Here is a 20,597-nt window from a genome sequence, read left to right on the forward strand (position 1 = left end):
ATGGCTGCCGACGAGATCCTGATCCTGGCCGGCGGCTTCGGCACCCGGCTGCGAAGCGAAGTGCCCGACCTGCCCAAGCCCCTGGCCCCGGTGGCCGGACGCCCGTTCCTGGCCTATCTGTTGAATCGCTATGCGGCCGCCGGCATGCGTCGTGTGATCCTGGCGACCGGTTACCTCGGTGATGTTGTCGAGCAGACCATCGGCAGGAAGTGGGCGGGCATGGAAGTGGTCTACTCGCGTGAGGAGACGCCGCTCGGCACCGGTGGCGCGATCGCTGCCGCGGCACGGCTGGCGCAGGGTGACGGGCTGCACGTCTGCAATGGCGACACCTACCTCGAGTACTCGCCGGCAGCACTGGAAGCGGCTGCAAAGGGTCTGCCGATGTCGATCGCGCTGGCGCGTGTGGATGATGTCTCACGCTACGGCACGGTGGATGTCGAGCAGGGCAGGGTGCTGCGCTTCCATGAGAAGCGCCCGGGTGGTGCCGGCCTGATCAATGCCGGCAGCTATTTCCTCAGCGCGCAGGCGCTGGCCAGCCTGCCGGACGAAGTCTCCTTCTCGTTCGAAAAGCAGGTGCTGGAACCGGCCGTAGCCGCTGGGCGGGTCGGCGCGCTGGTGGAGACCGCTGCGTTCATCGACATCGGCGTGCCGGAGGATTTCTATCGCGCGCAGACGTTGCTTGGAGCAGCCTGATGACAGTGCTGCCAAACGTGCCGGGCTTCGTCGCCGGGCCGGTCACAAGGCGGCCCGGTGCGCCAGTACTTTTCCTTGATCGGGACGGAGTGATCAACGTCAATCACGGCTACGTGCATACACCGGATCGGACTGAGTGGGTTCCCGGTATCCTGCCGCTGCTGGCCGATGCTGCGCGTTTGGGCTACCAGGTTGTGGTGGTGACCAACCAGGCCGGCATCGCACGTGGCTTCTACAGCGTCAATGACTTCACCGACTACACGCACTGGCAGCACGAGCAGTTGCTGCAGGCCGGCGCGCCGCTGCTGGGCACGTGGTTCTGCCCGCATCATCCCCAGGCCGGCCAGGGTGAATTCAAGATTGAATGCCTGTGCCGAAAGCCCGAACCGGGCATGTTGCTGAAGGCGATCGAGGAGTTTTCGATTGACCCGGCGCAGGCGGTATTCGTTGGCGACAAGATCTCGGATATGCAGGCGGGGGCGGCTGCAGGCATAGGGAAGCTGCTCCTGATCGCAGGCGACATCGGCAAGGGTGCTGCGCCGCAGCAGGCCATCATGGTGCCTGACCTCGCTGCGGTGCAGCGTCAGCTGTAGCCGGTTATCCACAAAGTCCGCTGGATGCCGTAGCAATCCTGTGCTGCTAGGATGCCTTCTCCATCCTTCCGGGAGAGGGCTGTGGCGCGCTTCAGATCTGTGTCGTCGACGGGTAACTGTCTGCTGTGCAATGAGCCGGCCACTGCCTTCAGGGTGGTTGATGGCGTGCAGTATCTTGAATGTGGCATCTGCGATTTCATATTCGCCGACCCGGCGCTGATAGCATCGATCGATGCTGGCCAATCTCCCCGGGAATACGACGAGGACTACTGGCGCTCCGAATTGCAGTCGGCACGTGACCGGTCTTTCGGGTCGTCGTTGGCAAGGTTGGGGGAGGCGTTGCTCTACTGCTCCATTCCCGTCCAGCGCTTCATCGATATCGGCACGGGACCGGGTTTTCTGCTCGATGCGGTGCAGCGCTACCTGCCGAAGAGTTCGCATTGCTTCTACGGCGTAGAGAAGTTTCCACCCGAGCCGGCGTACCGCTCCAGCCACGCGAATTACAGGTGCGGCGATCTGGCCGACATTGGGATGACGTTCGAATGTGGTATCTGCGTGGAAGTAGTTGAACATCTGACCCCGTCGATGGCGAGGTCGTTGGCGAGCTCCCTACGCAAGGTCGCGGCTCCGGGGGGGCTGTTTCTGTTCAATACCGGACTGACTGAGTATGTACGGACCGAGGATCCAGGCTACCTTGATCCGTTCCACCGGGGGCATATCACCTGCTGGTCGGAAAGCGCTGCGCGCCGGCTGTTCGAGCCTCTGGGCTTCCGCGTGCTCCCGCTGCAGGGCAAGAGCTGGGCTTTCGTGGTCGAAGTCCTTTCCGGCGACCCACGCCAGCAGGTTCCGCTGGCTGATCGCATCTGGTCGGCGCCGCAGGCCAACGTCGATCTTTTGACTGATGAGGACATGGGGACGGTCATGCACATCCTGGCCCGGGAGAGCGCTCGGGCTTACATCTAGTCCGTCCGGCCCCTTCTGCGGCGCTACCTCGAGGTCAGCCCCGGAGCGCGCGACCCACAGTGTGTCGCACTGTTACTATCTCGGTCCGGCTGCTGATGGCATCGCGGCGGAATGGCCATGTACGTGCCTGCTGTTACCCACGGATCCTGCCGGATCGTGGGCCGCGTGGTCGCGGCGTACAGGAAGCGAGGCCTTGCGGCGGTTTGAATCAATGGAGCAGTGTGTCGATGTTTAACAAGATCCTGGCTGTAAAGACGGTGGTGCGCCTGGTGGACCTGGCGGCCATCGCAGCGATGACGTTCGCGCTGTCCATCTACTTCTATCATCCCTATTACTTCGGCGACGAGATGTTCTCCTTCAACTTCGGAGAGCACAGCGGCAACACCCTGATGGGGGTTTTCACCGGGCTGAACAGCTACAAGCCACGCATCGTCATGAACTTCATCTGGGCGGTCATCGTCTCCCAGGATCTTCCGCGCTGGATGACCATGCTGGTCAATTGTGCGGCGTTGGCAGGATGTGCCGCGCTGGTCTACGGGATCGCGCGGGTGCATTTCAATGCTCGCCGAAGCGCTGCCCTGTTGGCTGCGGCGATGATGGTGGCGTGTCGTTTCAACATCATGCTGTACTTCGACTACGTTTCGGGAACGGTCGAGGCGCTCAGTCTCCTGTTCCTCCTGGCCGGTGTTGCCGTGTCCATGCCCGGTCTGGTGTTCCTGCAGCACCAGCGCGCTTCCTGCCTGGGATTGGCGCTGCTGCTCTTCATCCTGGCGGTGTTCACTCATGAGCGCTACGCATTGGCGCTGCTGGGCCTGTCCGGCGTGGCGATGCTGCGCTGGTGGCCTATGCGCAGGTCAGTCGGCGCCCGGCCCCTGGTATTCGCCCTGGTCACTGCTGTTGTTCCGCTCGGCCTGTACATCGTTGCCGTGAAAGTGCTGTCCAACCAGCCGGTGGCGATGGGTACCTCCGGACAGACTGTCAGCGTATCGCTGGACACAATGAAAGTGTCGGCCACCTACTTGGTCAACCTTTTCCTGGGTGGTAATCACGGCCCACAGTACTTCGTTGGCATGTTCAACCATGCGGCGCCCCGCTACATGTATCTCTTTGTGCCGCTGGCCGCAGTCTCCCTGTTGGCCTGGTGCCTGCCGTGGCTGCGCCCGCAGTGGCGTTCGACGACCTACTTCATGCCGATGCTGGCCTTCCTGGCCGCGATTGTCGGCCTGGTTGCGATTGCGAGCCTGCCCGGTTCAGCGCGGCAGGAGGCCCGCTGGATGTACCCGGCCATGGCGTTCCTGCTGCTGTTTGTCTTTGCCGGCTATCGGCACCGGGCGCAGATCATCATCCTGTCGGTACTGGCCGTCACCCAGTTGTTCTACCTGTTCTTCGGCAGTATGTGGTCGATTGCCAGCATCACCGGCGCGCGTCTGGCCGTATCCATCAGCGATTCGCTGAGTACCCTGCGCCAGGCTGGAGACGGTGTGGTCGTAGCTGGGCCCGAGCCGGACATCAGCTGGGTGCTCGGTGAAGATGGCAAGGTCTATTGCCGCCTTAACCTGCCGAAGGGGCATTGCCTCTATCCGCGTGCCGAATTCAGCAAGGGTAATGTCAAGGAATTCAGCTATGGCCTTGTGGTGGGTGAGCCCAATCTGCGCGGCCGTCCGGGATTCAGCGTGATATCCGCTGAACAGGCCAAGCGTCTGATGGATCCTGCGGCGTTACCAGCTCCTACCCATCAGCTGGGTGGGGGCAAGGAGTGGCCGGAATGGATGGGTATTCCGGATGAACGGGTAAGCAGCGAGGGATTGGAGCTCCGCGGACTGTCGGAAGTGACCCGTCGGCAGGCTGCTGAGGAACTTGATCGCCACATTGTCCTGTACACCGCCCAGTCTGCCAATGGGCAGCCCGGCAGGATGCGCCTGCAGATCAATTGGCATGGCGCGGACGGCGGGTTCATTTCGACTCAGATCGAAGTGGTGGATGTGGGGCTCGTGCCCCGTTCCTATCCCCTGCTGGCAGTTGCCCCCAGCGGCGCGACCCATGCCTATGTCTATGCGACGCTGCCTGACGACCACTCGGGTAGGGTGCTGCTGCGCAACATCGGAGTGGCCAATCCTTGATCGGCTCCCGAAGGGGGCTATGTTAAGATTACAAAGCCAATGCCCTGCGCCTTGGGGGCGCGACAACCGATCCGAGGCTTGGGAGCATAGGTGGTGTGGAAAGTGGAGCAGGAGAAGATTGTTCGCCTCCTCAAATCCGAGAAGTTGCGATTCCTGATTGTGGGCGCGGGCAATACCGTGATCGGCTATGCCTGCTTCCTGCTGACGTTCGCACTCATGGATCCCTGGGCAGGCCCGGTCGCCATTCTTGTCGCCGCCTATCTGGTCGCACTTCCCATAGCCTTCGTCAATCAGCGGGTGTTCGTGTTCCGTTCACGGGCGCCCTGGGTACGCGAGTTCGGCCGGTTCCTGCTGGCCAACTCCACGATATTCGCAATCAATGTGGTAGCACTGCCGATCTGCATAAGGCTCTCTGAAGGTGACCCGCGCGTCGTCCAGGGAGTGTTCGTGATGGTTTCGACTGTCGCGAGCTATTTTGCTCACAAGTATTTCTCTTTTTCCCGGTGACCCGATGCGTCGTATTCCGTTGTTGATTCCGAGGATGCCGTCTGCGGACAAGGTGTATCCGTATCTCCGAAAGATTGACCAGAATCGGATTTACACCAATTACGGCCCTTTGAACGCCGAGTTCGAGCAGCGCCTAGCGACCGAACTCGGCCAGGGGCTTGAGCCGGCCCATCTGACGACTGTCTCCAACTGCACCGTCGGTCTCGAGCTGGCTATCCAGGCGCTTGCCTTGCGTGCAGGCGCGCGGGTCCTGTTGCCCTCGCTCACCTTCGTCGCCACGGCCACGGCGATTGTCAGGGTGGGGGCGACCCCGCTGTTCAGCGACATCGACCCTTCCGGCTGGTGCCTGACTCCGGCCATTGCCGAGGAGGCGCTGGCGCGGGGTGAGATCTTTGACCTGGTGATGCCGGTCAGTACATTCGGCAAGCAGCACGATGTCACCGCCTGGGATGACTTCAGCGCAAAGACCGGTATCCCGGTGCTGATCGACGCGGCAGGTGCCTTCGGGAACCAGCCGATCGGCCGCACGACGGACGTTGTGTTCAGCTTCCACGCGACGAAATCCATCGGCAGCGGTGAGGGCGGATTGATCGTGTCGTTCAATGCCGAGCGCATCCGGCGCATCCGTCAGTTGGCCAACTTCGGCATCGACGCCGCCCGTGGCGAGCTGATCGGACTGGGGACCAACGGCAAGCTCAGTGAGTATCACGCTGCAGTCGGGTTGGCGGCACTGGACGAGTGGCCCGACATTGTCGAGCAGCGGCGCGAGCTGCATGCCCGCTACCTGCGTAAGCTGCAGCAGGCCTGCCCGAGCGTGGGGCTGCAAGAAAAGGATCCCGATGGTATCTATCCGCTGCTTCCGGTGCTCCTGCCTGACGGTGTCGACGCGCTGGCCATCGGTGACGCATTGCGCGAGCAGGGTATCGATACCCGGCGGTGGTACTGCCCGCCGTTGCACGCGCATGGCGTGCTGGCCCATTTCGACCGCTCGGACTCGCTGGGTGTTACCGCTGCCATCGGCGACCGCATCCTCGGTCTGCCGTTCTTCGCCGGTATCACTGACGAGGAGATCGGTACCGTGGTCGATTCGCTCGCACGGGCGATTTCCACCGAGACCGCCGGAGTCGTCCAGTGAGCACGATCAGCTACGTCATTCCGGTCTATCACAATGAAGGTTCAATCGAGCTGACCTGGGCTGGGATCCGCGACCTGTTCGCCACCAGCCTGCCCGAACACGACTACGAGATCGTGTTCGTGAATGATGGCTCCAAGGATGGCTCCCATGCAGAGATGCTGCGTGTCAGTGCGCAGGATCCGCGCGTGCGATCGATCTCCTTCACCCGCAACTTCGGCCAGCTGTCGGCTACGTTGGCCGGCTTCGACGCCGCCAGCGGCGACGCGGTCATCAACATGTCCGCAGACATGCAGGATCCGATCGAGTTGACCGCCGAGATGATCCGCAAGTGGGAACAGGGCAATGAAGTGGTCATCGCGCATCGTGCGGACCGTGAGGACAACTTCACTTCCTCGATGTTTTCCCGCATTGTCTACGGCATCCTGCGCATGTCCAACCCGAACATGCCGGCGGGCGGGTTCGATTTCACCCTGATGAGCCGCCGTGCGCTGACGCTCTTCATGAGCATGAAGGGGCGCCATCGTTTCTTCCAGGGTGACGTGCTCTGGGCCGGCTTCCCGACCGCCTACATTCCGTACGTGCGGCGCAAGCGCGAGATCGGCAAGTCGCAGTACAACTTCAGCAAGAAGCTGAAACTGGCCTTCGATTTCATCATCGACGGTTCCTATCTTCCGATCCGTCTCATGTCCTTGTCCGGCACCGTGCTGGCCATGCTGGGGCTTTGCTATGCCGTCGTGATCGCGGTCTCGCGCCTGTTCGACCTGACGCCGTTCTCGGGCTGGGCGCCGATCATGGTGGCGATCCTGGTGGTGGGCGGCATGATCATGTTGATGCTGGGTGTCATCGGCGAATACCTGTGGCGGATTCTCGACGAGATCCGTGCCAAGCCGATGTACATCGTCCGAGAAGATACAGCTGAAAAGGCTGCCATTTCCAAGAATGAGCTGGAGTAACACTGATGAGTAACAACGACGAGCGACTGGTATCGGTCTATTCGGCTGCCCTGAACATCGACGCTTCCCGCGTGGTCGATGGCCTGCTTTACAACAGCATTCCGGAATGGGATTCGATTGCCCACATGCTGCTGGTTTCGCAGCTTGAGAATGAGTTCGATGTCATGTTCGACACTGATGACATCATCGATATGAGCTCGGTCGCCAAGGCCAAGGAAATCCTGGCGAAGCACGGCGTCGAGTTCTGATATGGCCGGTTTGCTGGAAGGAAAGGTTGCCCTTATCACGGGGGCGTCCCGCGGCATCGGAGAGGCAACGGTTCGTGCCTACCTGCAGCAGGGCGCACACGTTGTGGCGACTGCCAGGGACACCGCCGCTCTGCAGCCGCTGCTCGACAGCGTGCGCACGAGCATGCCTGAGGCACGGCTGGAGGCGGTTCCGCTTGACGTGACCGATCCGGTTTCCGTGCGTGATGCTTTCCAGTCCGTGTTCAAGCAGCACCGCCGGCTGGACGTGCTCGTTTCGAACGCGGGCGTCCTGCAGGATGCCCTTATCGGCATGGTCACGCCCGAGCAGATCCAGGCGGTATTCTCGGTCAACACCTATGGCGTCCTGTATTGTGCCCAGTATGCGAGCCGACTGATGGCACGCAACGGTGGTGGCTCGATCATCAATCTTGCATCCATCATCGGCGTGACCGGCAACGTTGGCCAGGCGGTCTACGGTGGCAGCAAAGCGGCCGTGGTCGGCATCACCCTCTCGCTCTCCAAGGAGCTCGCGCCGAACAACATCCGCGTCAATGCGATCGCGCCAGGATTCATCGACACGGACATGGCGCGCTCCATTGGTTCGGAGAAATATGCCGAACGCGTTGCGTCCATCGCCATGGACCGGGTGGGTGCGCCGGCAGAGGTGGCCAACGTGGCAGTCTTCCTCGGATCGGATCTGGCGTCCTATGTGACCGGTCAGGTGATCGGGGTCGACGGCGGGATGCTGATCTGATGTTCGCCCGCGTACTGGAACAGCACGGCGACCAGATTGCCGTGATCCTTCCCGGCGGAGAGTCACTGGCATACCGCGAACTGGCCGCGCGCGCGGACGCTGCGTGGGCTGCTGTCGATCCGGCCTGGGGCGTCATCGCCCTCGAATGCGCCAATACGCTGGACAACCTGCTGGCCTATCTGGGCGCGCTGCGTGCAGGGCAGCCCGTACTGCTGCTGGATGCCTCGTTGAACGACACACTGCGCGAGCAGGTCATTGATCATTACAGCATCAGCCACGTGCGCCGTCCTGATGGCCAGTGGCATGCAACTGGCAGGCGCGCGGCCGCCGTTTCTGCTGAACTGGCAGTCCTGCTGCCGACATCGGGTAGCACGGGATCGTCAAAGCTGGTGCGTCTTTCTGCAGGAAACCTGCAGGCCAACGCCCAGTCGATCCAGGATTACCTGGGGATCGACAGCGCGCAGCGGGCAATCACCTCGTTGCCCATGCATTACTCCTACGGTCTGTCGGTGATCAACAGTCACCTGCTGGCCGGTGCGACGTTGCTGCTGACTGCCGAGTCCGTGGTTTCCAGGTCATTCTGGGACTTTTTCCGGCAGCACGAAGCGACGAGTCTCTCCGGTGTTCCGACCCACTACGAGATGCTGAAGCAGTTCCGCTTCGAGCGCATGTCGCTGCCTTCACTGCAGACCCTGACGCAGGCGGGAGGCCGCTTGGCCGAGTCGACCATCGAGTGGTTCCACAACTTGGCCGAGCAGCGCGGCCAGCGCTTCTTCGTGATGTACGGCCAGACCGAGGCCACAGCCCGGATTGCCTATGTCCCCCATGACGTGTTGGCCAGCAAGATCGGGTCGGTTGGTGTTGCCATTCCAGGCGGAATGCTATCGTTGGTGGACGAGCAGGGGCGGGCCATCGAGCGGGCCGGTGAGGTGGGTGAGCTGCGCTATCGCGGCGCGAATGTGATGCTGGGGTACGCCGAGGGTCCTGGCGATCTGGCGTTGGGCGACATCCAGCAGGGTGTGCTCAGTACGGGTGACCTGGCGCGTTTTGACGACGACGGGTACTACTACGTGGTTGGCCGCTTGAAGCGGATGATCAAGGTATTCGGCAACCGCTTCGGCCTGGACGAGATGGAGTCCAAGCTGCGAGCCGATGGCTGGGATGTGGTCATGACCGGACGCGACGACCTTGTTGTCGCGATCCTTGTCCGGCCTGAGGATGATGCCTGCGAGCGTCTGAGGCGGGATATCGCGGCGCGCTACAAGCTGAATCCAATCGCGGTGAGGGTGCTGCCGGTCGACGCCATTCCGCTGTCCTCGTCGGGCAAGATTCTGTATGCAGATCTCCTTCAACAGGCTGAGGCAGGCCAAGGGGCGGCCCGTGCAACGTGATTACTTTGACCTGCCTGTCTATGGCGTCGGGGCTGCCGAGAAGGAAGTCCTGCTCAAGCAGCTGCTGAGCAGCTTGACCGTGCATCATGCCGAGCACTGCACGCCCTATGCGCGCGTGCTGCAGGCCCACGGGCATACGCCCGGCTCGGAACAAAGCGTCGACCAGATTCCTTTCCTGCCCGTACGCCTGTTCAAGGAGTTCGAGCTCAGCTCGACCCCGGCCGATCAGCGCTTCAAGGTCCTCACCTCGTCGGGCACGACGTCGCAGACGGTCTCCAGGATCATCCTTGATCGCGATACGGCGGCTGCGCAAACGCGCGCGCTGGTGCTGATCATGCAGCAGTTCCTCGGCAAGGCGCGCCTGCCGATGCTCATCATCGATCATCCCGGTGTGGTGAAGGATCGCGCCAATTTTTCCGCGCGTGGCGCTGGCATTCTTGGCCTGTCCAATTTTGGGCGTGACCATACCTACGCATTGAACGACGATATGTCGATCAATCTCGACGCAGTGAATGCGTTCCTGGAGCGGCATGCCGGCCAGCGCGTGTTCCTGTTCGGCTTCACCTTCATGGTCTGGAAGTACTTTGTCCAGGCGTTGAAGGGGCGCAGTGATGTGCCGCGGTTCAGTGATGCCGTACTCATCCACAGTGGTGGCTGGAAGAAGCTGCAGGATGAGGCGGTAAGCAATGAAGAGTTCAAGCGGTCGCTGGCCGAGAGTTTCAGTATCGGCGCTGTGCACAATTTCTACGGTATGGTCGAACAGGTTGGTTCGATCTTCGTCGAGTGCGAGCACGGTCGCCTGCACTGTCCTGCCTTTGCTGATGTGAAGATCCGTGCGCCGAGCACGTGGGAGCCTCTGCCGGCAAACGTGCCAGGCCTTATCCAGGTGCTGTCGGTGTTGCCTACGAGTTACCCGGGCCATAGCCTGCTGACCGAGGACATCGGCGAGTGGACCGGCGTGGACGATTGTCCGTGTGGCCGCCTGGGCCGCACGTTCCGCGTGCATGGCCGGGTGGCGCGCGCAGAACTGCGTGGTTGCAGCGATACCCATGCTGCCGATGCGGCAACCGCCCCCTTTGATGCACGCCCATGAGTAATTACGAGTCCCTTATCGCGACGGCCCCTGACCTGGAGGTCTTGGCCGAGGCCCCTCCGCTTCCCGCGTTCGCCGAGCCCTCGGTGGCATTCGTCGATGCTCTGTCTGCAGAGCTGTTCCGCATGCCGGAGGCACGGAGTTATCCCGAGCTGAGCGCGCTGGCATTCTGGATGCGGCGCTCGAACATCGTGCGGCTGAAGGAAGCCCATGGTCGCCGTCACGACGGTCATCTGTCAGTGGCACGCGGAACGGTTCTGCATTTCGCGCCTTCCAACGTGGACACGATCTTTGTCTACTCCTGGTTCATTTCGCTCCTGTGTGGTAACCGCAACATCGTCAGGTTGTCGACGAAGGCATCGGTGCAGACCGACCTGTTGGTTGCTGCCATCGGCCGGGTAAGCACGCGTCCTGAGCATGCCGAGATTGCCAGGCGCAGCCTGGTGGTGCGCTATGCGGCTGATGCTCGCACCACTGCATTGTTGTCCGCTCACTGCGATACGCGTGTTATCTGGGGCGGCGATGCGACAGTTGCAGCCATCCGTCAGGTGCCCTTGCCACCGACTGCGACCGAGATTGCATTTGCAAACAAGTTCTCGCTCGGTCTCTTCGATGCGGCCGGCTGGATATTCGCTTCGCCCGAGCAGAAGGCGCGCTGGATCGATGGGTTCTTCAACGATGCCTATTGGTTCGATCAGATGGCCTGTTCGTCGCCGCGGCTGATTCTCTGGATCGGAAGCCCGGCGCAGGTGGATCAGGCACGGGACGGCTTCTGGCCCGCATTGGAACAGAAGGTACGGGAAAAGGGTGTTTCCTTCGGCGACGTCGACTATGTGAACAAGCGAATCGCGCAGGATGTGCTTTCCATCGAGGCCGATGTCAGCATTCCGGCGGCGAGCGGCAACAATGTTGCGCGCCTCTGGCTTGAGGTTCCGGCATTGCATGCCGATGCACATTGCGGTGCGGGACTCTTCTTCGAGTCTCGTATTGCGCATCTGGATGCGCTTCGCCCACTGCTTTCCCGCAAGGTTCAAACGGTTTCCTACCTCGGTATGCCATCGGATCAGCTGCGGTCCTTCGTGCAGCAGGCGCCGTTGGCCGGTGTTGACCGCTTCGTACCGGTGGGAAGTGCGCTTGATTTCAGCAGTGTCTGGGATGGTTTTGATCTGATGACCGTGTTCACGCGCGAAATCACGGTCGCCTGATCGAAGTTACGTTCAGAACGGAGAAGACGGATGCCATTGCTTAATGATCGTGCCATCGATTCGGTGGTGATTGCCGGGGCCGGTGGCTTCGGCATGGAAGTCTTCGATTACCTCAGTGCAGACGCCCGCGGTGGCGGGCCGATGATCTCCGGATTCATTGATGACGGTGCAGATAATCCGATTCCTGCCCAGCTTGGTTCGACCCACCTTGGGGCAATCGGCGACTATCGGCCCGTAGAACGCGAAGCTGTGGTCGTTGCGGTTGGCTCGGTGAAGGGACGTCGACTCATCCTGTCACGTCTCTGGGAGATGGGGGTGTACGCTCCCCCGTTCGTGTCGGCCAACACGGTGATCTCTCCGAATGCGCAGTTCGGGGATGGTGTACTGGTGTGTCCCTTCAGCGTGATCAACCGCAATGCGACGCTGGGCCGGGGAGCGGCGGTGAACGTGCATTGCAGTGTGGGCCACGGTGCCCATGTCGGGGAGTTCAGCATCCTTTCTCCCTACGCTGCGCTCAATGGCGATGCGTCGATCGGCGACGATTGCTTCCTGGGTACCCGCGCGACGATCTATCCCAGGACCCGTTTGGGAGCCGGGTGCATTGTCGACAGCCATACCGGTGTGCGCGCAAGTGCAGGTGATCGCCAGATGGTCTCCGCGCGCGGAACCTATCAGGTGATCGCGCTCCGGACCTAACGATCCGGAGCACGATCGGAGCGGATCAAGCCAGCGCCGCTTCCAGCTCCGGCAGGATCGCAAACAGATCCCCCACCAACCCAATATCGGCAATTTCAAAGATCGGCGAATCCGGATCCTTGTTGATTGCCACGATCGTACCGGCGTCCTTGATGCCGGTCAGATGCTGGATCGCACCGCTGATGCCCACCGCCACATACAGCTCCGGGGCGATGATCTTGCCGGTCTGGCCGACCTGCAGGTCGCTGGGCACGTAGCCGGCATCGACCGCGGCACGCGAGGCACCCACGGCGGCACCGAGCTTGTCGGCCAGCTGGAAGATCACCTTGAAGTTCTCTTCCGAACCGACGCCACGGCCACCGGAGACCACGCGCTTGGCGCTCTGCAGGTCCGGGCGGTCGCTGGCACCCGCGGCGAGGCCGACGAAGCGGGTGTGGGTCGGCAGGGCAGCATCGACGCTGGCCGCTTCGATGGCGGCGCTGCCGCCCTGGGCGGCTTCCGGCCACGAGGCGGCACGCACGGTGGCGACCACGATCTGGTCGGCCGGGACTTCAACGGTGATGATCGCGTTGCCGGCGTAGATCGGGCGCTTGAAGGTATGGCTGCCTTCAACGGTCATCAGGTCGGAGACCTGGTTGACGCCCAGCAGCGCGGCCACGCACGGCATCAGGTCCTTGCCGAAAGTGGTCGATGGGCCGAACACGTGGGTGTAGCCCTTGGCCAGCTGCGCGATCTGCGGCGCCAGCACCTGGGCGATGGCCTGCGCGTTGGCGGCGTTGGCCACGGTCAGGACCTTGGCGACGCCACTGATCTTCGCGGCCTCGGCGGCGACGGCGGCCGGATCGGCGGCCAGCACCACGACATCGATGCTGGCACCGCCGATGGCGGCGGCAGCGCTGACGGTCTTGGCGGTGGCGGCGTTGAGCTTGCCGTCGTGGTGCTCGGCGATGACGAGAATCTTGCTCATTACAGCAGCCCCTTCTGCTTGAGTGCGGCCACCAGTTCGGCCGCGTCCTTGACCATCACACCCTTGCTGCGCTTGGACGGTGCGGCGTACTGGGTGGTCTTGAAGGTGTCGGCGGCTTCAACGCCGAGGTCGGCCAGCTGCAGGGTTTCCAGCGGCTTGGCCTTGGCCTTCATGATGTCCGGCAGCTTGATGAAGCGCGGCTCGTTCAGGCGCAGGTCGGTGGTGACCACCGCCGGCAGATCGACTTCCAGCGTTTCCAGGCCGGCGTCGACTTCGCGGGTCACCGTGGCCTTGCCGTCTGCGATCTCGAGCTTGCTGGCGAAGGTCGCCTGCGGACGGCCCCACAGCGTGGCCAGCATCTGGCCGGTCTGGTTGGCGTCGTCGTCGATGGCCTGCTTGCCGAGGATCACCAGGTCCGGCTGTTCCTTCTCGATCAGCTTGAGCAGGGTGCGGGCGGCGGTCAGCGGCTGGATGGCCTGGTCGGTGACCACATGGACCGCACGGTTGGCGCCCATGGCCAGGCCATTGCGCAGGTGCGCCTGGGCGTCGGCCGGGGCGATGGTGGCGACCACGACCTCGCTGGCGATGCCCTTGTCGCGCAGGCGCAGGGCTTCTTCCAGGGCGATTTCATCGAAGGGATTGGGGGACAGCTTGACGCCGTCGGTGACCACGCCGGAACCGTCCGGCTTGACCTGAATGCGGACGTTGTAGTCCACCACGCGCTTGTACGCGACGAGGATTTTCATCTGGTACGGGGTCCTTCAATAACGGGGAGAACGTCCGGTCCTCGTAAAGCAACCGGTTCGGGGGTGGGATCCCGATTCTAGCTGGCTTGGGGCGACCATGCGAATGCGTATGGTTATGCTGCGCTGCGGCATGGCTCGCGTGAATCCAGTGCGTCGTTCACGTCACGCAGGCAGTCGTGAAGACGAACCACATGTATCCTGTGCTGCTGTGCTGGGGTGCTTCATGGCACCCCTTGGATGAATTTCGATCAGGAGAACAAGTAGTGCCCACATGGCTTGTCACCGGCGGTGCCGGATTCATTGGCGGTAACTTTGTTCTCGAAGCGGTCGCCCGTGGCATCAAGGTCGTCAATCTCGACGCCCTGACCTATGCCGGCAATCTGAAGACCCTGTCCAGCCTGGACGGCAACCCGAACCACGTGTTCGTGCAGGGTGACATCGGCGACAGCGCCCTGGTCACCCGCCTGCTGGCCGAACACCAGCCCGACGCCGTAATGAATTTCGCCGCTGAGAGCCACGTGGACCGTTCCATCGACGGCCCGGGTGCGTTCATCCAGACCAACGTGGTGGGCACCCTGGGCCTGCTGGAAGCGGTCCGTGACTACTGGAAGGCGCTGCCGGCCGAACAGGGCGCGGCCTTCCGCTTCCTGCACGTGTCCACCGACGAGGTGTACGGCACCCTGGGCGAGACCGGCAAGTTCAGCGAAACCACCCCGTATGCCCCGAATTCGCCGTACTCGGCGTCGAAGGCCGCTTCGGACCACCTGGTGCGTGCCTTCCACCACACCTACGGGTTGCCGGTACTGACGACCAATTGCTCCAACAACTACGGCCCGTACCACTTCCCCGAGAAGCTGATCCCGCTGGTGATCGCCAAGGCGCTGGCCGGCGAGCCGCTGCCGGTGTACGGCGATGGCAAGCAGGTGCGTGACTGGCTGTTCGTGTCCGATCACTGCGAAGCGATCCGCACCGTGCTGGCCAAGGGCCAGGTCGGCGAGACTTACAACGTCGGCGGCAATTCGGAAAAGCAGAACATCGAAGTAGTGCAGGCCATCTGCGCGTTGCTGGACCAGCGCCGTCCGCGCGAAGACGGCCAGCCGCGCAGCAGCCAGATCACCTATGTCACTGACCGCCCCGGCCATGACCGCCGCTATGCGATCGATGCGTCCAAGCTGAAGAACGATCTGGGCTGGGAACCGGCCTACACCTTCGAGCAGGGCATCGCCTTCACCGTCGACTGGTACCTGGACAACCAGGACTGGGTCAACGGCGTGCTGGACGGCAGCTACCGTCTGCAGCGCATCGGCACTGCGGCCTGAATCCTGGAGACGACATGACGCAGCGTAAAGGCATCATTCTGGCTGGTGGCTCCGGCACCCGGCTGTATCCGATCACCAAGGGCGTCAGCAAGCAGCTGCTGCCGGTGTACGACAAGCCGATGATCTACTACCCGCTCAGCGTGCTGATGCTGGCGGGCATCCGCGAAGTGCTGATCATCAACACCCCGCACGAGCAGGCGCTGTTCCAGCAGTTGCTGGGCGACGGCTCGCAGTGGGGCATGGACATCCAGTACGCGGTGCAGCCGAGTCCGGACGGCCTGGCGCAGGCCTACCTGATCGGCCGTGATTTCGTCGCCGGCAAGCCGAGCTGCCTGGTGCTGGGCGACAACATCTTCCACGGCCATGGCCTGCGCGACGTACTCAAGCGCGCCGATGAGCGCGTGGAAGGCTCCACGGTGTTCGGTTACTGGGTCAATGACCCGGAGCGCTATGGCGTGGCCGAGTTCGACAAGAGTGGCAAGGTCATCGACCTGGTCGAGAAGCCGGAGAAACCGCGCTCGAACTACGCAGTGACCGGCCTGTACTTCTACGACGGCAATGCCAGCGCGCATGCGGCCGAACTCAAGCCGTCGCCGCGTGGTGAGCTGGAAATCACCGATCTCAACAAGCGCTACCTGGCCGAAGGCAACCTGCATCTGGAAGCGCTGGGCCGTGGCTACGCCTGGCTGGACACCGGTACTCATCAGTCGCTGCTGGAGGCGTCCAACTTCATCGAGACCATCCAGACTCGCCAGGGCCTGCAGGTCTGCTGCCCGGAAGAAATCGCGTTCGGCAAGGGCTGGATCAGTGCCGAGCAGCTGGAAGCACTGGCTGCGCCGCTGATCAAGAATGGCTACGGCCAGTACCTGCACACGCTGGCCCAGCGCGGAGTGGTTCCGTGAAAGTGATCGAGACGTCACTGCCGGGGTGCCGGGTCATCGAGCCGGCGGTGTTCGGCGACGAACGTGGCTTCTTCTACGAAACCTGGAACGCTGAGCGCTTCGCTGCATTGGGCCTGCCGGAGCGCTTCGTGCAGAGCAATGTCTCCACCTCTGCCAAGGGCGTGCTGCGTGGCCTGCATTACCAGTGGCCGCGCCCGCAGGGCAAGCTGGTGACCGTGCTGGAGGGCGAGGTCTACGACGTCGCCGTGGATATCCGCCGCGGCTCGCCGACCTTCGGGCGTTGGGAAGCGGTGGTACTGAGCGCAGAAAACAGGCGGCAGTTCTGGATTCCGGAAGGCTTCGCCCACGGATTCGCCGTGCTGTCCGAGCGCGCTCTGTTCAGCTATCTGTGCACGGATGTCTACGTCAAGGAAGCCGATGCGGGTATCCGCTGGAACGACGCTGACATCGCCGTGGACTGGCCGGTCAGTGCCCCGACCTTGTCGGCCAAGGACGAGAACGCGCCATTCCTGAAGGACATTGCTGAAGACCGCCTGCCGGTCTACGTGCCATGACCGTGCTGGTGTTCGGTGGCAATGGCCAGGTCGGCCAGGAGCTGCTGCGCGCGCTGGTGCCGCTGGGCAAGGTGGTCGCGACTACCCGCAGCGGCCAGCTGCCGGACGGCAGTGCGTGCGAAACGGCCGACTTCGGCCAGCCCGACAGCCTGCCGGCACTGCTGGATCGCGTGCAGCCGTCGCTGGTGGTCAATGCCGCGGCCTACACGGCGGTGGATCGTGCCGAACAGGATGCGGACGCTGCGTTCGCTGCCAACGCGCAGGCACCGGGCGTGATCGCGCGCTGGTGTGCGGCGCACGGCGTGCCGTTCGTGCATTACTCCACCGACTACGTGTTCGATGGCCAGGGCAGCGCCCCCTACCGCGAGGACGAGCCGACCGCGCCACTGGGCGTGTATGGCACCAGCAAGCGCGATGGCGAGGACGCGGTGCGTGCGGCCGGTGGCCGCCATCTGATTTTCCGCACGGCGTGGGTGTATGCCTCGCACGGCGCGAACTTCCTGCGCACCATGCTGCGCGTCGGGGCCGAACGCGATGCGTTGCGGGTGGTGGCCGACCAGATCGGCACGCCAACGCCGGCCGCGCTGATCGCTGATGTCACCTTGCAGGCGCTGCAGCATCCGGAGCAGCTGTCCGGGACCTGGCACCTGACCGCCAGCGGCCAGACCAGCTGGCATGGGTTCGCCGAAGCGATCTTCGCCGAGGCATTGGCCAGCGGCGTGTTGGCCAAGGTGCCGACGGTCGAGGCGATTCCCAGTTCCGAGTATCCGACCCCGGCCAAGCGCCCGGCCTGGTCGGTGCTGGACAACCGCAAGCTGCAGCAGGATTTCGGCATCGTGCTGCCGACCTGGCAGGATGGCCTGAAGCGGGTGATGGCGGAGATTGCCTGATGGCCGTAGCGCCGGGCCATGCCCGGCGATGCAGCGCGGCCGGGCCGATCAGGAACGGGTCAGAGCCCGCTGCGCAGCAACGGGTTCCGACCCCGGGCAAACCTCAGCTGCGCCCGTAGGTATCCTCGAAGCGCACGATGTCATCCTCGCCGAGGTAGCTGCCGGACTGCACTTCGATCAGTTCCAGCGGCAGCTTGCCCGGGTTGCGCAGGCGGTGGGTTACGCCCAGCGGAATGTAGGTGCTCTGGTTCTCGCTGAGCAGGATCACTTCATCGCCACGGGTCACCTCGGCGGTGCCGCTGACCACGATCCAGTGCTCGGCGCGATGGTGGTGCATCTGCAGGCTCAGCGTGCCGCCGGGCTTGACCGTGATGCGCTTGACCTGGAAGCGCTCGCCGTTGTCGATCGAATCGTAGGCGCCCCACGGGCGATAGACCTTGCGGTGCCAGGTGGCCTCGCTGCGGCCTTCGGCCTTGAGCTGTGCCACCACGGTCTTGACCTCCTGCATGCGGTCGGCCTTGCCCACCAGCACCGCATCGTCGGTCTCGACCACGATCACGTCATCGAGGCCGACCATGGCCACCAGGCGCTGGCCGTAGGCATAGGTATTGCGGCAGTCGATGGCGATCACGTCGCCCTGGTGCGCGTTGCCATCGCCGTCCTGCTGCGAGACGTCGCGCAGGGCAGTCCACGAACCGACATCGTTCCAGCCCGCATCCAATGGAATCACCACCGCATCGGCGGTCTTCTCCATCACCGCGTAGTCGATCGAATCGGACGGAACGGCAGTGAAGGCGTCCTTGTCCAGGCGGGTGAAGTCGGCATCTCGGCGCGCCTGCTGCCAGGCCTGGCGGCTGCCAGCCAGCATCGCGGGCTGGAAGCGTTCCAGTTCCTGCAGGTAGCGCGAGGCCTTGAACAGGAACATGCCACTGTTCCAGTAGTACTGGCCGCTGCTGACGTAGCCGGTCGCGGTATCCAGGTCCGGCTTCTCGACGAAGCGCTCGACCGCACGCAGGCCCTGGCCATCGGCGGCCTTGATGTAGCCGTAGCCGGTTTCCGGCCCGGTCGGCACGATGCCGAAGGTCACCAGCTTGCCGGCCTCGGCAGCGCCGGCCGCCGCCTGCACGGCGCTGCGGAACGCAGTCTCGTTGGTGATCACGTGATCGGACGGCAACACCAGCAGCAGGGCGTCGGCACCGTCGCGGGTGGCCTCCAGCGCGGCCACCGCGATCGCCGGGGCCGTGTTGCGGCCGACCGGCTCGAGGATGATCGCGGCCGGCTCGGCGCCAACCTGCTGCAGCTGCTCGGCGGCGACGAAGCGATGCTCTTCGTTGGCGATCACCAGCGGTCCGCGCGCGGCGATCGGCGCCACGCGCTTCCAGGTGGCCTGCAGCATCGTCAGTTCACCCGCCAGCGGCAGGAACTGCTTCGGGTACGCCTCGCGCGACAGCGGCCACAGGCGGGTACCGGATCCACCGGACAGGATGACGGGCTGGATGCTGCTCATGCGTTCCTCGGTTACTGCTGGATGAGGCGGGAGATGTCGTCGGTGCGCGCCTGCATCAGCGCGGCATCACCACGGGCTTCAACATTCAGGCGCAGCAGTGGCTCGGTGTTGGAGCTGCGCAGGTTGAAGCGCCAGTCGCCGAAGTCGGCACTGATGCCGTCGGTGTGGTCCAGCGTGGGCGACTGCGCCGCGAAGTGCTCCATCACGCGTGCGACGGCCGCCTTGGCATCGCTGACCTTGAAATTGATTTCGCCGCTGCACGGGTAGGCCGCCATGCGGTCTTCCACCCAGTCGGCCAGCGAGCGCCCGCTTTCAGAGACCAGCTGGGCGATCAGCAGCCACGGGATCATGCCCGAGTCGGCATAGGCGAACTCGCGGAAATAGTGGTGGGCGCTCATCTCGCCGCCGTACACCGCATCTTCGGCGCGCATCTTTTCCTTGATGAAGGCGTGGCCGCTCTTGCACTGCACCGGTACGCCGCCGGCCTGTTCGACCATGTCCACGGTGTTCCAGACCAGGCGCGGGTCGTGCACGACCTTGCCGCCGGGGTTGCGCGCCAGGATTGCCTTGGCCAGCAGGCCGACCAGGTAGTAGCCCTCGATGAAGCGGCCGGTGTGGTCGAAGAAGAAGCAACGGTCGAAGTCACCATCCCAGGCAATGCCGAAATCGGCGCCGTGTTCGCGCACCGCGTCGGCAGTGGCGGCGCGGTTCTCCGGCAGCAGCGGGTTGGGAATGCCGTTGGGGAAGCTGCCGTCCGGTTCGTGGCAGATGCGGATGAATTCGAACGGCAGGTGCGGTGCCAGCAGGTCGACGATGGCACCGGCGCCGCCGTTGCCGGCGTTGACCACCAGCTTCAGTGGGCGCAGCTTGCCAGCATCGACATAGCTCAGCAGATGCTGGATATACGCGCTCTTGTCGTGCCGGGCGCTCTGCGCGGCACGCTGCGGTTGCGCCTCGGACGTGTCGGCGGCGACCGCATCGGAAATCGCGAACAGGCCGGTATCGGAGCTGATCGGCCGCGCGTTCTCCTTGACCAGCTTCATGCCGTTGTAGTCCATCGGGTTGTGGCTGGCGGTGACCATCACGCCGCCGGCGGCGCCCAGATGGTCGGTCTGGAAATAGACTTCTTCCGTGCCGCACAGTCCGATGTCGATCACCTCGCGCCCGGTACCGCGCAGGCCTGCGGCCAATGCATCCTGCAGCGCGGGGCTGGTCAGGCGCACATCATGGCCCAGTACCACCGGGCCCGGCGCAAGCTGCGCCGCCAGCGCCACGCCGATGCGGCGGGCCAGATCTTCGTTCAGTTCTTCCGGCACGCGGCCGCGGATGTCATAGGCCTTGAAGGCGGGCAGGGGCATTGA

Annotated in this window: 21 protein-coding genes; 17 read left to right on the top strand and 4 right to left on the bottom strand. The window is 63.5% G+C overall.

The window, feature by feature from the left end:
• The 13 genes from ACS0OT_RS02430 (at nt 1) to ACS0OT_RS02490 (ending at nt 12,351) form a co-directional block, all read left to right on the top strand.
• Nucleotides 1–693 carry a sugar phosphate nucleotidyltransferase gene (locus tag ACS0OT_RS02430; RefSeq protein WP_164093333.1) on the top strand — a complete coding sequence of 231 codons (693 nt, stop codon included), beginning with the start codon at nt 1–3 and terminating at the stop codon, nt 691–693.
• Complete coding sequence (locus ACS0OT_RS02435) at nt 693–1,286, top strand: HAD family hydrolase (RefSeq protein ID WP_111008199.1); 594 nt, start codon at nt 693–695, stop codon at nt 1,284–1,286. Before ACS0OT_RS02430 ends, ACS0OT_RS02435 begins: the two co-directional genes overlap by 1 nt.
• Before the next feature lie 165 nt (nt 1,287–1,451).
• Nucleotides 1,452–2,249: a methyltransferase domain-containing protein gene (locus tag ACS0OT_RS02440; RefSeq protein WP_164093335.1), complete on the top strand. Its 798-nt coding sequence runs from the start codon at nt 1,452–1,454 to the stop codon at nt 2,247–2,249.
• A 227-nt stretch (nt 2,250–2,476) separates the two neighbouring features.
• The gene (locus ACS0OT_RS02445) at nt 2,477–4,369 is read left to right on the top strand and encodes a hypothetical protein (protein WP_164093336.1); all 1,893 of its coding nucleotides are present in this window, start codon (nt 2,477–2,479) and stop codon (nt 4,367–4,369) included.
• 90 nt (nt 4,370–4,459) lie between these two features.
• Nucleotides 4,460–4,876 carry a GtrA family protein gene (locus tag ACS0OT_RS02450; protein ID WP_080375070.1) on the top strand — a complete coding sequence of 139 codons (417 nt, stop codon included), beginning with the start codon at nt 4,460–4,462 and terminating at the stop codon, nt 4,874–4,876.
• A 4-nt stretch (nt 4,877–4,880) separates the two neighbouring features.
• On the top strand, nt 4,881–6,011 hold the full coding sequence (locus ACS0OT_RS02455) for a DegT/DnrJ/EryC1/StrS family aminotransferase (protein WP_111008202.1): 1,131 nt from the start codon (nt 4,881–4,883) through the stop codon (nt 6,009–6,011).
• On the top strand, nt 6,008–6,964 hold the full coding sequence (locus tag ACS0OT_RS02460) for a glycosyltransferase family 2 protein (RefSeq protein ID WP_111008203.1): 957 nt from the start codon (nt 6,008–6,010) through the stop codon (nt 6,962–6,964). The genes ACS0OT_RS02455 and ACS0OT_RS02460 overlap by 4 nt, the downstream gene beginning before the upstream one ends.
• Before the next feature lie 5 nt (nt 6,965–6,969).
• A complete protein-coding gene (locus tag ACS0OT_RS02465) occupies nt 6,970–7,212 on the top strand; it encodes an acyl carrier protein (protein WP_043398768.1) in 243 nt (80 codons plus the stop codon).
• A 1-nt stretch (nt 7,213) separates the two neighbouring features.
• Nucleotides 7,214–7,966: an SDR family NAD(P)-dependent oxidoreductase gene (locus ACS0OT_RS02470; protein WP_111008204.1), complete on the top strand. Its 753-nt coding sequence runs from the start codon at nt 7,214–7,216 to the stop codon at nt 7,964–7,966.
• Nucleotides 7,966–9,357, top strand: a complete 1,392-nt coding sequence (locus ACS0OT_RS02475) for an AMP-binding protein (protein ID WP_139726702.1) — start codon at nt 7,966–7,968, stop codon at nt 9,355–9,357. Before ACS0OT_RS02470 ends, ACS0OT_RS02475 begins: the two co-directional genes overlap by 1 nt.
• Nucleotides 9,302–10,450, top strand: coding sequence for a LuxE/PaaK family acyltransferase (locus ACS0OT_RS02480; RefSeq protein ID WP_442256026.1), 1,149 nt, complete (start codon nt 9,302–9,304; stop codon nt 10,448–10,450). Before ACS0OT_RS02475 ends, ACS0OT_RS02480 begins: the two co-directional genes overlap by 56 nt.
• On the top strand, nt 10,447–11,655 hold the full coding sequence (locus ACS0OT_RS02485) for an acyl-CoA reductase (RefSeq protein WP_111008207.1): 1,209 nt from the start codon (nt 10,447–10,449) through the stop codon (nt 11,653–11,655). Before ACS0OT_RS02480 ends, ACS0OT_RS02485 begins: the two co-directional genes overlap by 4 nt.
• Nucleotides 11,656–11,685: 30 nt before the next feature.
• Nucleotides 11,686–12,351 carry a PglD-related sugar-binding protein gene (locus ACS0OT_RS02490; RefSeq protein WP_139726704.1) on the top strand — a complete coding sequence of 222 codons (666 nt, stop codon included), beginning with the start codon at nt 11,686–11,688 and terminating at the stop codon, nt 12,349–12,351.
• A gap of 25 nt (nt 12,352–12,376) precedes the next feature.
• On the opposite strand, the gene ACS0OT_RS02495 is transcribed toward ACS0OT_RS02490, so the two are convergent.
• A complete protein-coding gene (locus ACS0OT_RS02495) occupies nt 12,377–13,318 on the bottom strand; it encodes an electron transfer flavoprotein subunit alpha/FixB family protein (protein WP_139726705.1) in 942 nt (313 codons plus the stop codon).
• Nucleotides 13,318–14,064 (bottom strand): electron transfer flavoprotein subunit beta/FixA family protein, encoded by a 747-nt coding sequence (locus ACS0OT_RS02500; protein WP_057494113.1) that lies wholly within the window; start codon nt 14,062–14,064, stop codon nt 13,318–13,320. Before ACS0OT_RS02500 ends, ACS0OT_RS02495 begins: the two co-directional genes overlap by 1 nt.
• Nucleotides 14,065–14,327: 263 nt before the next feature.
• Between ACS0OT_RS02500 and rfbB the strand changes: the two genes are divergently transcribed.
• The 4 genes from rfbB to rfbD are packed head-to-tail and all read left to right on the top strand — an operon-like array spanning nt 14,328 to nt 17,729.
• Entirely contained in the window at nt 14,328–15,383 is a 1,056-nt protein-coding gene (rfbB, locus tag ACS0OT_RS02505) for a dTDP-glucose 4,6-dehydratase (RefSeq protein ID WP_262089951.1), read from the top strand.
• 14 nt (nt 15,384–15,397) lie between these two features.
• The gene (gene rfbA / locus ACS0OT_RS02510; RefSeq protein ID WP_065186261.1) at nt 15,398–16,285 is read left to right on the top strand and encodes a glucose-1-phosphate thymidylyltransferase RfbA; all 888 of its coding nucleotides are present in this window, start codon (nt 15,398–15,400) and stop codon (nt 16,283–16,285) included.
• Nucleotides 16,282–16,839, top strand: coding sequence for a dTDP-4-dehydrorhamnose 3,5-epimerase (gene rfbC, locus ACS0OT_RS02515; protein ID WP_134967769.1), 558 nt, complete (start codon nt 16,282–16,284; stop codon nt 16,837–16,839). Before rfbA ends, rfbC begins: the two co-directional genes overlap by 4 nt.
• The gene (gene rfbD, locus ACS0OT_RS02520) at nt 16,836–17,729 is read left to right on the top strand and encodes a dTDP-4-dehydrorhamnose reductase (protein WP_065186259.1); all 894 of its coding nucleotides are present in this window, start codon (nt 16,836–16,838) and stop codon (nt 17,727–17,729) included. Before rfbC ends, rfbD begins: the two co-directional genes overlap by 4 nt.
• Before the next feature lie 103 nt (nt 17,730–17,832).
• On the opposite strand, the gene ACS0OT_RS02525 is transcribed toward rfbD, so the two are convergent.
• Nucleotides 17,833–19,236 (bottom strand): mannose-1-phosphate guanylyltransferase/mannose-6-phosphate isomerase, encoded by a 1,404-nt coding sequence (locus ACS0OT_RS02525; protein ID WP_065179127.1) that lies wholly within the window; start codon nt 19,234–19,236, stop codon nt 17,833–17,835.
• Between the two features lie 11 nt (nt 19,237–19,247).
• Nucleotides 19,248–20,594, bottom strand: a complete 1,347-nt coding sequence (locus ACS0OT_RS02530; protein ID WP_139726709.1) for a phosphomannomutase — start codon at nt 20,592–20,594, stop codon at nt 19,248–19,250.
• Nucleotides 20,595–20,597: the final 3 nt, after the last annotated feature.

The organism is Stenotrophomonas maltophilia group sp. RY12688, from assembly GCF_052149045.1.
GTDB lineage: Bacteria > Pseudomonadota > Gammaproteobacteria > Xanthomonadales > Xanthomonadaceae > Stenotrophomonas > Stenotrophomonas sepilia.

Excerpts from the sequence above, each read along its gene's own strand:
- ACS0OT_RS02430 (WP_164093333.1), top strand. The coding sequence starts at position 1 with ATGGCTGCCGACGAGATCCTGATCCTGGCCGGCGGCTTCGGCACCCGG.
- ACS0OT_RS02435 (WP_111008199.1), top strand. The coding sequence starts at position 693 with ATGACAGTGCTGCCAAACGTGCCGGGCTTCGTCGCCGGGCCGGTCACA.
- ACS0OT_RS02445 (WP_164093336.1), top strand. The coding sequence starts at position 2,477 with ATGTTTAACAAGATCCTGGCTGTAAAGACGGTGGTGCGCCTGGTGGAC.
- ACS0OT_RS02455 (WP_111008202.1), top strand. The coding sequence starts at position 4,881 with ATGCGTCGTATTCCGTTGTTGATTCCGAGGATGCCGTCTGCGGACAAG.
- ACS0OT_RS02465 (WP_043398768.1), top strand. The coding sequence starts at position 6,970 with ATGAGTAACAACGACGAGCGACTGGTATCGGTCTATTCGGCTGCCCTG.
- ACS0OT_RS02470 (WP_111008204.1), top strand. The coding sequence starts at position 7,214 with ATGGCCGGTTTGCTGGAAGGAAAGGTTGCCCTTATCACGGGGGCGTCC.
- ACS0OT_RS02475 (WP_139726702.1), top strand. The coding sequence starts at position 7,966 with ATGTTCGCCCGCGTACTGGAACAGCACGGCGACCAGATTGCCGTGATC.
- ACS0OT_RS02480 (WP_442256026.1), top strand. The coding sequence starts at position 9,302 with ATGCAGATCTCCTTCAACAGGCTGAGGCAGGCCAAGGGGCGGCCCGTG.
- ACS0OT_RS02485 (WP_111008207.1), top strand. The coding sequence starts at position 10,447 with ATGAGTAATTACGAGTCCCTTATCGCGACGGCCCCTGACCTGGAGGTC.
- ACS0OT_RS02490 (WP_139726704.1), top strand. The coding sequence starts at position 11,686 with ATGCCATTGCTTAATGATCGTGCCATCGATTCGGTGGTGATTGCCGGG.
- ACS0OT_RS02495 (WP_139726705.1), bottom strand. The coding sequence starts at position 13,318 with ATGAGCAAGATTCTCGTCATCGCCGAGCACCACGACGGCAAGCTCAAC.
- ACS0OT_RS02500 (WP_057494113.1), bottom strand. The coding sequence starts at position 14,064 with ATGAAAATCCTCGTCGCGTACAAGCGCGTGGTGGACTACAACGTCCGC.
- rfbA (WP_065186261.1), top strand. The coding sequence starts at position 15,398 with ATGACGCAGCGTAAAGGCATCATTCTGGCTGGTGGCTCCGGCACCCGG.
- rfbD (WP_065186259.1), top strand. The coding sequence starts at position 16,836 with ATGACCGTGCTGGTGTTCGGTGGCAATGGCCAGGTCGGCCAGGAGCTG.
- ACS0OT_RS02525 (WP_065179127.1), bottom strand. The coding sequence starts at position 19,236 with ATGAGCAGCATCCAGCCCGTCATCCTGTCCGGTGGATCCGGTACCCGC.
- ACS0OT_RS02530 (WP_139726709.1), bottom strand. The coding sequence starts at position 20,594 with ATGCCCCTGCCCGCCTTCAAGGCCTATGACATCCGCGGCCGCGTGCCG.